This window comes from Nocardia aobensis NBRC 100429 (assembly GCF_000308375.1).
Lineage (GTDB): Bacteria > Actinomycetota > Actinomycetes > Mycobacteriales > Mycobacteriaceae > Nocardia > Nocardia aobensis.
On record NZ_BAFQ01000028.1, the window covers coordinates 1 to 12159 of the forward strand.

The window sequence follows — 12159 nt, forward strand, 5'->3', positions numbered from 1 at the left end:
TCCAATGGCGACCTGCCGCAGCGCGGCGCGGGCGGCGGCCTGCCGCAGCGGACCCCGGGTTCCAACGGCGCGCCGTCGCGCGAGGGTGCACCCACCGGTCTGCAGCGCGATGCCGGTAACGGTCTGCCGCAGCGGGACGCCGGAAGCGGCCTGCCGCAGCGGGACGCCGGTAACGGTCTGCCGCAGCGGGACGCCGGAATCGGCCTCCCGCAACGGGATTCGGGCAGCGGTCTGCCGCAGCGCGGTGCCGGTGGTGGACTGCCACAGCGCGAGGGCATCGGCGGACTCCCGCAGCGTGACGCCGGAAGTGGTCTGCCGCAACGAGAGTCGAATGAGGGTCTGCCGCAGCGTGCCCCGGCCGCGGGCGGTCTGCCGCAGCGGCAACCGGGCGCCGGTCTGCCGCCGCGGCCGGAACCCACCCCGGGGCTGAGCCTGCCCGGACGTCATGCGCCGCAGCGGGACAGCTCCGCCGCGGACGCGAATGCGGAATCCGGCGAGGGCCGCGAACGCGGCCGTCACAGTTACCGGTCGAATCCGCAGAAGACGGCATCGTTCTTCCAAACTCGGCTGCAGCCCGCAGCCGACGCCGGCCCGTCGGAAGGGGGGAGTCCGATCTTCGCCGAGATGATGTCGGCGTGGCTCGCGGACCCCAACCCGGACCGGTCCCAAGTCGCCGCCTCCTTCGAATCCCCAGGTGACGAAGGCTGGCAGGCTGCCCGGCGGGCAGTGGAAACCTCGTCGGAGAAGCGGACGGCGGCCGGATTGCCGCAGCGCGATCCCGGTAATCGGCTGGTTCCCGGTGGTGTCACCGGGCGGGCCGATCGGACGCCGAGCCGCGACCCAGAGTCGATCAGGTCAAGTCTGAGTCGTCACCAGCAGGGCGTCCGGGATGGCCGCGCAATGGGAGCAATGAACCTAACCGGAGATAAAGGAGACCGATGAACCCCGATCTAGGTGGTACGAACCGTCAGCTGGATTGGCTGGTTTCGAACTTCGCCAACGAGGTTCCGGGCGTCGCTCATGCCGTGCTGGTTTCGGCGGACGGCCTGTTGATGGCCGCGAGCGCTCAATTGCCCGTCGACCGTGCCGAACAGCTGTCCGACGTGACCGCAGGTTTGGCCAGCCTCTCTGTCGGCGTTTCGAACCTGTTCGAAGGCGGCACGGTACTGCAGTCCGTGGTCGAGATGGAACACGGTTACCTACTGCTCATGGCAGTCGGTGACGGGTCCTATCTGGCCGTGCTGACGAACACGTCCTGCGATATCGGCCAGGTGGGCTACGAGATGGCTCTGCTGGTCGAGCGGGTGGGCCAGACAGTCCAGGCCACACCTCGCGTCACGATGGGTTCCTGATGGTGGGATGGACATAGACAACCAGCACGTGGGGAGCGCCGAGCCCAGCCTCGTCCGTCCGTACTCGCTGACCGCCGGCCGTACGCGACCGACGGTGGAGTTGGCATTGGAGGCGCTCGTCGCATCGCATCCGGTCGCCCTAGAGCGGCAGTTCGAACTGACCAACATCGAGACGTCAATCGTGGAGTTGTGCAGAGAATCGCCATCTGTTGCGGAACTTGCTGCCCGACTGGGTATTCCGATCGGGGTGGCTCGAGTGCTCGTCGCCGACCTCATCGAGGCGGGACATGTTCGAGTTTCGGCGACTTTGAAAGACGATTCGAGCGACGATGAACGTCGCGAGCTGATCGAAAGGGTTCTCAGTGGACTCCGGCGTATTTGATTCGACGGCCCAGGTCGATACCCGCAACGCCAAGCCGACCTCCGCGAAGATCGTGGTGGCCGGTGGCTTCGGTGTGGGTAAGACGACCTTGGTCGGTGCTGTATCGGAGATTGTTCCGCTGCGCACCGAGGCTTTGGTGACCAACGCCAGTGTGGGCGTCGACAGCCTGGCCGCCGTGCCGACGAAGGCCACCACCACGGTGGCCATGGACTTCGGCAGGATCAGCCTCGCCGACGATTTGGTGCTTTATCTGTTCGGCACACCCGGCCAGTACCGCTTCTGGTTCATGTGGGACGACCTGATTCGCGGCGCCATCGGGGCGGTAGTGCTGATCGACACCAGACGGCTCGAGGATTCCTTCGCCGCCGTCGACTACTTCGAGGCTCGTGGGCTGCCGTTCCTGGTGGCCATCAACGAGTTCGACGACGCACCGCGGTATCCCCTGGAGGACATCCGCCAGGCGCTGGCCGTCCCGGCGGACGTGCCGATCATGTCGATCGACGCGCGCCGCCGCGAGCCCGTGAAGCAGGCGCTGGTCTCGGTCACCGAGTACGCGCTGCGCAAAGTGGTTCAGGGTTACTGATACGCCGGCGACCGGCCGCACGACGCGGCCGCGTCGGCGCGCGGTGGTACCACGACCGCCGATCGCCCGGTCCGGCGCGGTTACGCTCGGGGCGTGAAGATCTCGGCGCGTGAGTTTTTCGACGGTGTGCTCGATCCCGGTTCATATCGCAGCTGGGATCGAGAACCGATCGAGGTCGCCGCCGCGCCGGCCTATCGCGCGGAACTGACCGCCGCGGCCGAGCGCAGCGGTACCGACGAATCGGTGCTGACCGGTGAGGGACGGTTGCGCGGGCGGCGCGTCGCGGTGATCGCGTGTGAATTCGGTTTTCTCGCCGGATCGATCGGCGTGGCGGCCGCCGAGCGGATCGTCACCGCCGTCGAACGCGCCACCGCGTCGGGTCTGCCCCTGCTCGCCTCGCCCACCTCGGGTGGAACCCGCATGCAGGAGGGCACGGTGGCCTTCGTGCAGATGGTGAAGATCGCGGGCGCGGTGGCCGCACACAAATCGGCCGGCCACCTCTATCTGGTGTACCTGCGCAATCCCACGATGGGCGGGGTGTTCGCCTCCTGGGGTTCGCTGGGGCACATAACCTTCGCCGAACCCGGGGCGCTGATCGGATTCCTGGGCCCGCGAGTGTACGAAGCGCTCTACGACCGGCCGTTCCCCGAGGGCGTGCAGACCGCGGAGAATTTGTATCGCAACGGGGTCATCGACGGGGTGGTGCCGGTCCGGTTCTTCCGCCGGATCGCGCACCGCGTGTTGAATGTCGCGGTTCTCGTTGCGGGACAGGCGGATTCGCTACATTTCGCTTCGCCCGTGCAGGATTTGCCGGGAGTCCCGCCCGGTGACGGCGGCGTCGCCGGCGGTGCGGCCGGAGAACCCGCCGAGCGGGATGCCTCAGCGCCACAAGATGATTCGAGTACCGGGCAGACCGCTGTGGATGCGCCGCCTGTCGACCGAGCGGATGCACCAGATGTGGGGCGGGCCGATGTGTCCGGTGTCGGGCGAGCGGGTGCGCCGGGTGTGGAGCGAGTGGGTTCGCCGGGCGCTGAGGGAGCGGACACACCGGCGTGGGAGTCGGTGCTGATCTCCCGTGATCCGCGGCGTCCCGGCATTCGTGAGCTGTTGCGGCAGGCGACCGATCGGGTGCCGTTGAGCGGTACGGGGCAGGGCGAATCCGACCGCACCGTCGTCCACGCCCTCGCCCGCCTGCGCGGCGAGCCGTGCGTGATCTTCGGTCACGACCGGGCCGGTCAGACCGGTGAGAACACCATGGGGCCGGCGGCATTGCGCGAGGCGCGCCGCAGTATGCACCTGGCCGCCGAACTTCGTATTCCGCTGGTCATGGTCATCGATACCGCTGGTGCGGCACTGTCACAGGAGGCCGAGGAACGCGGCTTGGCCCCCGAAATAGCCCGCTGCCTGGCCGATCTGGCCACCCTGGGCACGCCGACCGTCTCGGTTCTGCTGGGGCAGGGCACCGGCGGCGGCGCACTTGCGCTGCTTCCCGCCGACCGTGTCCTCGCCGCCACGCATGGCTGGCTGGCCCCACTTCCGCCGGAAGGCGCCAGCGCCATCGTCTTCCGCGATACCGAACACGCCGCGGAACTCGCTGCCGACCAACGGGTCCGGGCCGCGGACCTCCTCGCCGACGGCGTCGTCGACCGCATCGTCGCCGAACATCCCGACGCAGCCCGCGAACCCATCGATTTCTCCCGGCGCATGGTCGCCGCGATCGCCGAGGAAGTCGCCGCCCTCCGCACGCAGCCCGCCGCCGCCCTCCGCGCCCGGCGGCAGAACCGCTACCGCCGCTTGGGAGTTCCCGGCTGACGACGAACCGTCACCCTGCCGTAAGGAGCGCGACGCCCACGCCGGTGCCGACCGAAGCGATCGCGTCACCGATCCGAGTGCCGCGTACGCCTGCCGGACCACAGCCTGCGGCCACGGACACCACGCAGCGACGAACGCCGAGCTTCGGTGTTCTGCCTGCCAGGGGCATATGTCCCGAACACGCAGGTGCGCGTCGTTGACGGCTCGGCAAACCGCTTCTACGGTCGGAACGGTGACCTTTCGCAGCGAGAGCAGCACAGTACCGTCGGTGATTCTCAACGACGGCCATCTGATTCCGAGGCTGGGCTTCGGGGTCTTCCAGGTGCCGGAGGAACAGACCTTCGACACAGTGACCGCCGCGCTCGAGGCGGGGTACCGCAGCATCGACACCGCGGCGGCGTACGGAAACGAGGCCGAGGTGGGGCGGGCGATCGCCGAATCGGGGCTGGCGCGCGACGAGGTCTTCATCACCACCAAACTGTGGAATGCCGACCAGGGCTACGACTCCACCCTGCGCGCGTTCGAAGCGAGTATGGAGCGGCTGGGGTTCGAGTACCTCGATCTGTATCTGATCCACTGGCCGGTGCCGAGCGCGGACCGCTACGTCGACACATTCCGCGCCTTCCAGTCACTGAAAACGCAGGGTCGCATCGGTTCGATCGGTGTCTCGAACTTCCAGCCGGAACAGCTGCGGCGACTGATCGGTGAGACCGGTGAAGTGCCGGCCGTGAATCAGGTCGAATTGCATCCGGCGCTCGCGCAGAACACGCTGCGTGCCTTCCACGCGGAACACGGCATCGCCACCGAGGCCTGGAGTCCGCTCGGCCAGGGCGCGGAACTGAAGGATCCCACCGTGGCCGCGGTCGCCGAACAGGTCGGCCGCACGCCGGCCCAGGTCCTGATCCGGTGGCATCTGCAGCTGGGCAATATCGTCATTCCGAAGTCGGTGAATCCCGAGCGCATCCGGGAGAACTTCGACGTGTTCACCTTCGAACTCGACGCCGAGCAGATGACCACCCTCAACGCGCTCGATACCGGCAGCCGCGTCGGCCCCGACCCCGACACGTTCACGATGGGGCTCGACTGAGGCGCTGCGGCACTCAGGGCAGCGCCAGATAGCGCGTGAGTTCGACCGCCGCGGCGCGTCCCGCCCGGTTTGCGCCGATGGTGCTGGCCGACGGCCCGTAACCGATCAGGTGGATACGCGGGTCGGCGGCCACCTGCGTCGCGAGACGGCCCGTCATCGTGATGCCGCCGCCGGGCCCGCGCAGCCGCAGCGGGGCCAAGTGGTCGAGCGCGCTGCGGAAACCGGTGGCCCAGAGGATCACATCGGCGGCCCGGAAGCTGCCGTCGGCCCAGCGCACGCCCGCCGGTTCGATGCGGGCGAACATCGGATGCCAGGTCAGCGCGCCGCGCGCGCGGGCGGCGCGAATCCGGTCGTCGACCGGCAGTCCGGTCACCGACACCACCGACCGCGGCGGCAGCCCACGTCGCACGCGGTCCTCGACCATCGCGACCGCCCGGCGGCCCTCATCGGGCCCGAACGGCCCCTCCCGCCAGCGCGGCTCCGTCCGCGACACCCATGTCGTGCTCGTGACCTGGGAGATCTCGTCGAGCAGCTGGACCGCCGAGATCCCCGCGCCGACCACCACGACGTGCTTCCCGGCGAACTCCGCCGCCTTGCGGTAGTCGTGGGCGTGCAACTGGCGCCCGGCGAAGGTTTCCGCGCCCGGATAGTACGGAATGAACGGTTTTTCCCAAGTGCCGGTCGCGTTGATCACGCCGCGCACACGAAGGGTCTCGCCGGTGGCGCCCGGTAACTCGGTCAGCGCATCCGTCGATCGCCGCGAATCGGTGGCCGTATCCGGCTCGGTAACGGAACCCTGTGCGGCCGTGAGGTTTTCGCCGATCGCGGTCTCGACGTGCAACAGCCCGTCCACCAACGTCCCCGGACATGTTGCGGTGCCGGCTCGGTCGCACACCACCCGCACCGAGACCGGCCGCCGAACCCGCAGGTCGAACCGCTTTTCGTACAGCTCGAAATAGTGCGGCACCGCGGTGGCGGCGGAAACGGAATCCGAACCGGCCGGCAGGGTTTCGGTGAACGACATCCCCGGCAGGTCGTGTACGCGATTCACCGTGCTCAAAGTCAGTGACGGCCAGCGGAATTGCCATGCGCCACCGGGCCCGGGGGAGTGGTCGACGATGACGAAATCGACGCCGGGGGTCAATCCGAGCCGCCGCAGGTGATAGCCGACCGACAGTCCGGCCTGGCCGGCGCCGATCACCACAATCTCGAAATCGGGTGCGGTCACCGCCGTCACAGTACGCGTCGGGTGCGTTGCGGCAACCGTCCGGCGCATACAGTGGAGTCGATACCGACCGGCGGGTGCGGTGAGGTGCGCCCCCGGAGGAGAAATCGCGCGAATGGGGAGAGGTCAGATGCTCGCAGTGAGCCGGGATGGTGATGTGGTCACCATCGAATTGCAGCGCCCGCAGCGCCGCAACGCCCTCAACGACGAGTTGGTGGCAGCGTTGCGCGAGGCCGTCACGTCCGCGGCGGCCGACGCGCGGGTGATCGTGCTGACCGGTCAGGGTCCGATTTTCAGTGCCGGCGCCGATCTGTCCGGCGTCTACTCGTCGGATTTCCTCGACGGACTGCTCGGTCTGTTGCAGACCATCGAAACGGTGCCGGTGCCGGTGATCTCCGCCATCAACGGCGGCGCGCTCGGCGCCGGTGTGCAGCTGGCGCTGGCCTCCGACCTGCGGGTGATGAGCCCGGATTCCTATATCGCCATTCCGGCCGCGAAACTGGGCATCTCCGTGGATCGCTGGACGGTGCGCCGGTTGGTCTCGCTGATCGGCGGCGGCCCGGCGCGGACCGTGCTGATGGGCGCCGAGAGCGTATCCGCCTCCGACGCATACACTTTCGGCTTCGCCAACCGCCTCGGCACCCTGGCCGACGCGCAGGAATGGGCGAAGTCGATCGCCCAGCTCGCCCCGCTCTCGCTGCGTCACCTCAAGCTGGTGTTCAACGACGACGGCACCCGCGGCGAGGACACCCCCGAGCAGCGCGCGGCCCTGGAGGCCGCCTGGCGCAGCGCCGACGCCGAGGAGGCGCGGCTGGCGCGGGAACAGAAGCGCGCGGCGAAGTTCGTGGGCCGCTGATGGCCGGCACCGAGATCGTCGCGGCCGCCCGCCGAGCGGCGCTGGCCGCGGCCGGGCTGGTCGGATTGCGCTGGGTGGCACGGGCGGCGTGGCGGATTCCCGCGGAAATGGGGGCATCCGCCGCCGCCATCGCGCCGCTGGCGACGCGGTCGGCGAGCTACCGCGACCGCCAGTTCCACAACACCGAACCCAGCAGCCAGATCACGCCCGGCTCGGGTGCGTCCCTGCTGCTGTCGGCTCTGACCCGTCGCGATGTGGGGCGGCCACCGGCGCAGATCCCGCTGGCCAGCGCCGAACACCCCGAGCAGGCGGCCGAGCTGGCGGTGACCTGGTTCGGCCACGCCACCGCGCTGGTCGAGGTCGACGGCTACCGCATCCTCACCGACCCGGTGTGGAGCGAGCGGGTCTCGCCGTCGCCACTGGTCGGCCCGGCCCGGCTGCATCCGGTGCCGGCGCCGCTGTCGTCACTGCCCGCGGTGGACGCGGTGGTCATCTCGCACGATCACTACGACCATCTGGACCGTGAGACCGTGCGCGCGCTGGTGGCCGGTCAGGACGCGCCGTTCGTGGTGCCGATCGGGATCGGCGCGCATCTGCGCAAATGGCAGGTGCCGGAGGCGCGCATCATCGAATTGGATTGGAACACCTCCACATCCATCGCCCGTCCGGGGCGCGGTGAGCTCACCGTCACCTGTACCGAGGCGCGGCACTTCTCCGGGCGCGGCTTCACCCGCAACACCACGCTGTGGGCATCGTGGGTCTTCGCGGGCCCGCGCCGACGGGCATATTTCGGCGGCGACACCGGATACACGAAGGCGTTCGCCGAAATCGGCGCGACCTACGGTCCGTTCGATCTGACCCTGCTGCCGATCGGCGCCTACGACGTGCATTGGCCGGATGTGCACATGAATCCCGAGGAGGCGGTGCGCGCCCACGCCGACGTATGCGTCGGAGACGCCGAATACGGCATGTTGGTGCCGATTCACTGGGCCACGTTCAACCTGGCCTTCCACGGCTGGTCGGAACCGGTCCGGAGACTTGTTGCAGCGGCGCGTGCGGCGGGTACCCGGGTAGTGGTGCCGCTTCCCGGCGGGCGGATCGATGCCGATGCGGCATCACCGCAGGTCTCCTGGTGGGAGGATGTGCGCTAGCAACGCAGTCGACGAGTGAAGGAGTGGGCTTCATGAGTTTGATGGATACGCTCAAGGGGCTGGTGAGTAAGGGCCGCGACGCGGCCTCGCAGAACGCGGACAAGGTGCACGGAGCGCTCGACAAGGCCGGTGGCTTCGTCAACGAGAAGACCGGGGGCAAGTACTCCGATCACATCGACAAGGGCACCGAGGCCATCAAGAAGAACATCACCCCGCAGGGCGGCAACACCCCGCCGCCGGCGCCCGAGCCGCCCGCCACGCCGCCGCAGACTCCGCCTGCCACACCGCCGCAGGCGCCGCAACCGCCGGAGGGCTGAGGGGCGCGGCGGGATGCCCGGTTCGCCCGGGCTCACTCGCCGATCGACAACGGGCACCGCCTGGAGGTTCCTTCCTCCGGTGGTGCCCGTTCTCGCTTTACACTGCGACTATGGCGGCGCGCCGCGAGTTCGGGGGTATCGAGGTCGGTCTGACCAACCTCGACAAGGTGCTGTACCCGGCGACGGGCACCACCAAGGGTGAGGTGATCGACTATTACACCGCCATCGCACCGGCTCTGCTGCCGCATATCGCCGATCGTCCGGTGACGCGTAAGCGCTGGCCCAATGGGGTGGGCGAATCCTCGTTCTTCGAGAAGAATCTGGCCGCGCACGCACCGAAATGGATCGAGCGGCGGCCGATGGAACATTCCGATCGCCGGGTGAACTATCCGGTCATCGATTCGGTGGCCGGTCTGGCCTGGCTCGGACAGCAGGCGTCGTTGGAAATCCATGTCCCGCAATGGCGCTTCGTCGACGGCTCGCGCGGCCCGGCCACCCGCATCGTCTTCGACCTCGATCCGGGGCCCGGAGTGGAACTGGCCGATTGCGCATCGGTGGCGTTGTGGATTCGCGATACCGTGCGCGACGCCGGTCTCGACGCCTATCCGGTCACCAGCGGTAGTAAGGGTATTCACATCTACGTGCCACTGGATCGGGTATTGAGTCCCGGCGGCGCCTCGACGGTCGCCAAACAGCTGGCGACCGGCCTGGAGAAGTTGCATCCGGCACTGGTCACGGCGACGATGGCGAAGGCCGTGCGACCGGGCAAGATCTTTCTGGACTGGAGCCAGAACAATCCGGCGAAGACCACCATCGCGCCGTATTCGATGCGCGGGCGCGAGCAGCCGACGGTGGCGGCGCCGCGCAGCTGGGACGAAATCGCCGATCGACACCATCTGCGGCAGTTGCGTTTCGACGAGGTGCTCGAACGCTGGCGCACCGACGGGGATCTGCTGGCTGGCCTGGATCCGCCCCTGGGCAGTCCTGGTGCGCCGGATCCGCTGCAGACCTACCGATCCATGCGCGACCCCGCCCGCACCCCCGAACCGGTTCCGCCCGGCCCGCCCGACCCCGGCGCCGGTGATCGCTTCGTGGTGCAGGAACATCACGCCCGGCGACTGCACTGGGACGTGCGGCTCGAACGCGACGGTGTGCTGGTGTCGTGGGCGGTGCCGAAGGGACCGCCGACCTCGCCGTCGCAGAACCGGCTGGCCGTGCACACCGAGGACCACCCCCTGGAATATCTGCATTTCCACGGCACCATCCCGAGTGGCGAATACGGGGCCGGGCAGATGACGATCTGGGATACCGGCACCTACGACACCGAGAAGTGGCGCACGGACGAGGTGATCGTCCAGTTTCACGGCGAGCGTCTCAACGGCCGCTACGCCTTCATCCGCACCGACGGCAAGCAGTGGTTGATGCACCTGATGAAATCACAGGCCGCCGAGCCGGAAGAGGATGCGGGACAGGGCAGTTCGACCGACGGGCAGCGCGGCGCCCTGCCGGACGGCGCCGCCGAACGCGGGCGCGGTGGCTCCGAAACCGATGCCGCGGGCGGTGATTCCGCCGCGCGGTCGGGGGCCGAGTTTCCGCGCGGGCTGTCACCGATGCTGGCGACCTCCGGGGATGTGGCGAAACTCGGGGCCGGAGACTGGGTCTTCGAGACCAAATGGGACGGGTTCCGGGTCATCGTCGAAATAGACGAGAACGGCGTGGTGATCCGCAGCCGCGCGGGCAATACCGTCACCGGCCGCTATCCGCGGATCGCCGAGCTGGGGCGGCAACTGCGGGGGCATCGGATCGTGCTGGACGGTGAGGCGGTCGTCTCCGACGCCGAGGGGGCATCGAATCTGGCTCTGCTGCAGGCGGATCCGGCGCAGGCGGACTTGGTCGCCTTCGATGTGCTGTATCTGGACGGCACCTCGCTGCTGCGCAAGCGCTACGCGGATCGGCGGCAGGTGCTGGAGGCGCTGGCCGAGGGCGTGCCCGCGCTGCTGGTTCCGCCGCGTCTGGACGGTACGGGTGCGGACGCCCTGGAATACAGCCGCGAGCATCGTCTCGAGGGAGTCGTCGCCAAACGCAAGGATTCGGTCTATCTGCCCGGCAAGCGCGGCCAGTCGTGGGTCAAGACCCGCAACTGGCGCACCCAGGAGGTGATCATCGGCGGCTGGCGGCGCAGTGCCGCAAGAGAATTCGCCTCTCTGCTGGTGGGTGTGCGCCACGAAGGCGAGCTGTATTACATAGGTCGCGTGGGCACCGGTTTCAGCGATCACGAGATGTCGGAGCTGACCGCGCGGCTGCGCCCGCTGCGCCGCAAGACCAGTCCTTTCGCCAACGAGCTGACCGCCGACGAACGCAAGGATGCCGTCTGGGCGACGCCGAAGATATCCGGCACGGTGCGGTATATGAACTGGACCGAATCCGGGCGGCTGTGGCACCCGGCGTGGGTACCGGAGGCGAAGTAGCGGGCGCCGCACGCTGCGGCAATGTGGCACTCGGGGACCAGGACTCGGCGGCCGCGACCGGGTGGGTCGCGGCCGCCGGGCAGGGATCGTACGAGCGCCGCCGCGACCTCAGTACGTGGTGGTGTCGTTCCACTTGGTCGTGCCGGCGGGGGCGGCCAGCGTGCTGACCAGGTCGACACCCGCGATGATCAATGCGGGGCCGCCGACCACGATCGTGCCGATGATGGCTCCCACCGTTGCGCCGGTGATGAATCCGGCGATGATGCCGGGACCGGTGGGCAGGGCGGCGGCTGCCCCGATCACACCGCCGATGACCGCGCCGGCGGCCGTTCCGACGAAGCTGCCGATCGCCGTCGCGAGCCCGAACTGGGTGGCGAAGGCGTTCATCGCATTCTGATTCTCCCGGGGCGACGCCACCGGCGTCACCGGAACCGGCCGGGCCGCCGCGGCGTCCTTCACGACGGTCAGATCCAGGACCCGGGCGTCGTCGCGCACCTGATGGGGCATGGGGTACTCCAGGCCGTCCTGCCGGAAGGACAGCGGCAGCGTGACGAGTGTCCGGCCGTCGGCGTCGGTGACGTCGACGGTGCGTCCGCCCGCGTCGACGCGGAAAAAGCCGCCGTCGAGAGTGGTTTCGACGGTGTTGCCCGTCAGATGGGTTTCGTAGCGCACCGTGGGTGCGCCGGTATCGGCATGGACGGTACCTGCCCCGAGGGCAACGGCCACCACTGCCGGAAGGGCAACGGCGGCGAACTTGCGCAGAAACATTCCGGTTCCAATCTCCATCAGGAAGACATTCGGCAGCCGAAAACGACGCGCGCTGAGAACCCAATACCCCCGACGTATTTCAACCCCTGCGCGTGGAGCCGTGGTCCGGCTAACTCACTGAAGTAACCGTACCTTCACTCGGTCGTAAAGTGGAGCGA

The 12159-nt window shown here is 68.6% G+C and carries 11 protein-coding genes and 1 pseudogene; 10 read left to right on the forward strand and 2 right to left on the reverse strand.

Annotation, left to right across the window (positions count from 1 at the left end):
* The 6 genes and pseudogenes from RJ03_RS35750 to RJ03_RS03540 form a co-directional block, all read left to right on the forward strand.
* Positions 1 to 942 (forward strand): annotated as a pseudogene (locus RJ03_RS35750) (sensor histidine kinase); the annotation flags it as partial.
* Positions 939 to 1352, forward strand: a complete 414-nt coding sequence (locus RJ03_RS03520) for a roadblock/LC7 domain-containing protein (protein ID WP_036498031.1) — start codon at positions 939 to 941, stop codon at positions 1350 to 1352. The pseudogene RJ03_RS35750 and the gene RJ03_RS03520, both read left to right, overlap by 4 nt.
* 7 nt (positions 1353 to 1359) lie before the next feature.
* The gene (locus tag RJ03_RS03525; protein ID WP_025347064.1) at positions 1360 to 1734 is read left to right on the forward strand and encodes a DUF742 domain-containing protein; all 375 of its coding nucleotides are present in this window, start codon (positions 1360 to 1362) and stop codon (positions 1732 to 1734) included.
* Complete coding sequence (locus RJ03_RS03530) at positions 1715 to 2317, forward strand: GTP-binding protein (protein WP_174372252.1); 603 nt, start codon at positions 1715 to 1717, stop codon at positions 2315 to 2317. Before RJ03_RS03525 ends, RJ03_RS03530 begins: the two co-directional genes overlap by 20 nt.
* Before the next feature lie 93 nt (positions 2318 to 2410).
* Positions 2411 to 4129: a carboxyl transferase domain-containing protein gene (locus RJ03_RS03535; RefSeq protein ID WP_036498033.1), complete on the forward strand. Its 1719-nt coding sequence runs from the start codon at positions 2411 to 2413 to the stop codon at positions 4127 to 4129.
* A gap of 232 nt (positions 4130 to 4361) precedes the next feature.
* Positions 4362 to 5216: an aldo/keto reductase gene (locus tag RJ03_RS03540; protein WP_036498039.1), complete on the forward strand. Its 855-nt coding sequence runs from the start codon at positions 4362 to 4364 to the stop codon at positions 5214 to 5216.
* Between the two features lie 13 nt (positions 5217 to 5229).
* Here the strand turns inward: RJ03_RS03540 and RJ03_RS03545 are convergent, their stop codons facing one another.
* On the reverse strand, positions 5230 to 6492 hold the full coding sequence (locus tag RJ03_RS03545; protein WP_051024245.1) for an NAD(P)-binding domain-containing protein: 1263 nt from the start codon (positions 6490 to 6492) through the stop codon (positions 5230 to 5232).
* Positions 6493 to 6571: 79 nt separating this feature from the next.
* Here RJ03_RS03545 and RJ03_RS03550 point away from each other — a divergent pair, with 79 nt between their 5' ends.
* The 4 genes from RJ03_RS03550 (at position 6572) to RJ03_RS03565 (ending at position 11233) form a co-directional block, all read left to right on the forward strand.
* Positions 6572 to 7297: an enoyl-CoA hydratase gene (locus tag RJ03_RS03550; protein WP_036498048.1), complete on the forward strand. Its 726-nt coding sequence runs from the start codon at positions 6572 to 6574 to the stop codon at positions 7295 to 7297.
* The gene (locus RJ03_RS03555) at positions 7297 to 8448 is read left to right on the forward strand and encodes an MBL fold metallo-hydrolase (RefSeq protein WP_036498049.1); all 1152 of its coding nucleotides are present in this window, start codon (positions 7297 to 7299) and stop codon (positions 8446 to 8448) included. The genes RJ03_RS03550 and RJ03_RS03555 overlap by 1 nt, the downstream gene beginning before the upstream one ends.
* A 32-nt stretch (positions 8449 to 8480) precedes the next feature.
* Positions 8481 to 8765: an antitoxin gene (locus tag RJ03_RS35530; RefSeq protein WP_036498082.1), complete on the forward strand. Its 285-nt coding sequence runs from the start codon at positions 8481 to 8483 to the stop codon at positions 8763 to 8765.
* 110 nt (positions 8766 to 8875) lie between these two features.
* Entirely contained in the window at positions 8876 to 11233 is a 2358-nt protein-coding gene (locus RJ03_RS03565) for an ATP-dependent DNA ligase (protein ID WP_036498051.1), read from the forward strand.
* Positions 11234 to 11341: 108 nt separating this feature from the next.
* On the opposite strand, the gene RJ03_RS03570 is transcribed toward RJ03_RS03565, so the two are convergent.
* Positions 11342 to 12019, reverse strand: coding sequence for a DUF8020 domain-containing protein (locus tag RJ03_RS03570; protein ID WP_245552170.1), 678 nt, complete (start codon positions 12017 to 12019; stop codon positions 11342 to 11344).
* Positions 12020 to 12159 lie beyond the last annotated feature (140 nt).